Source organism: Acinetobacter towneri DSM 14962 = CIP 107472, from assembly GCF_000368785.1.
Taxonomy (GTDB): Bacteria; Pseudomonadota; Gammaproteobacteria; order Pseudomonadales; family Moraxellaceae; genus Acinetobacter; species Acinetobacter towneri.
The window spans coordinates 1-1,285 of record NZ_KB849672.1 but is presented as its reverse complement, the minus strand read 5'-3'; the positions used below and the strand labels follow the sequence as shown (position 1 = coordinate 1,285).

Below are 1,285 nucleotides of genomic sequence, written 5' to 3'. Positions count from 1 at the left end.
GTGTATACCTAAAAATCGTCAAAAATCCTTCTTCAATTTAGAGCAGAATTTAGAGCGAAAAACAGAAAAAAGGGCGTATATATCAATTCACTACTAATTTACTATCAAAAAGTTATCAAAAGTATATCAATTAGGTATCAAAATAAGGAATTTACTACTGAAAATATATCAACTTGCAATCAATTCACTAACAATTTACTATCAAAATAATAAATCCAATTGGAAACATCTGAACGTGCTGCCAAAAATCAAATCTAAAGCCTTTATCCGCCTGTTACCCCAAATTTTTGAACTCAGAGAACAGGGATATTCTTATGAAGAAGTGACTGCAATTTTAGAAAAAGAATATGGACTGATTCTGAGCGTCAACCAGTTTTCAGTCTATCTGGCACGGTACAAAAATGCCCATACTTCTAAAGTAAAAAAACAGGTCGAAACATCCCCTGCTCGAAAGCAGCATTCAGAAAGTAAACAAGATCCGATCAAACCTGATAGCAATACGAAAGATTATGTTTTTGGTTCACCTGAGCACAAAGCAGCAATCCAAAAAGAAAGCGAAAAATATTTCAGTAAGCCCAATATGAGTATTGGTCTAGGACTAAAGCGCCCCTAAAAAGCCACCAGATCGCATAAAAGACATTATTTTAAAAAAGATTATGAGAAATACAGGAAAATTAAAAATTTGGCTTAAATCGCCAAATAAAGCCAAATGCAGGGTATTCTTTTTTTCTATTGCTGAAATATGGAATCAAAAGTCATCACTACGATCTTTTGAGCAGAATAAAATTTATTGCTTATTCAGAGTTCTGTAACCCTTGCAGTATAAGGCTTACAGCCTTATACAATGACATTTTCCGATATTTAATGGATATCATTTTTTATGTCAGTGAATAAAAATATAACTACTAATAATCAATAGTTTGTTTAGCGAGTGTCTACGAGCGACACAACGAAAAGTCGCGTCTAGACTCCCTGAAAAACAGCTTTTTAGGCTGAGAAGCCTAAATAAGCGTAAATTACATGTAAATATTTGCACCTAGATCGAGCGAAAGCGAGATTCAATAGAGTTTGAGCGTAGCGAAAACCAAGGGCAATTTTTCATTCCCTTGGCTTTTAATTATTTTAAAGTTTTTAAATGCTTTTAGGTAAGCTGAAAGCCTTGTGTAGAAAGCGTTATAGCTCCTATTAAACTAGGTTTATCGACCTTAACAATTTGAATGATGTAACCCCCAAAGAGCGTTGACATACTCCGTACTAAACCGGTGATTTAATGGGGAGCATGTCA

1 protein-coding gene is annotated in these 1,285 nt (G+C 34.2%); it reads left to right on the top strand.

What is annotated here, in order from left to right; translation table 11 throughout:
• The first annotated feature begins 235 nt into the window (after nucleotides 1-235).
• The gene (locus F947_RS00235; RefSeq protein WP_004968775.1) at nucleotides 236-613 is read left to right on the top strand and encodes a hypothetical protein; all 378 of its coding nucleotides are present in this window, start codon (nucleotides 236-238) and stop codon (nucleotides 611-613) included.
• Nucleotides 614-1,285: the final 672 nt, after the last annotated feature.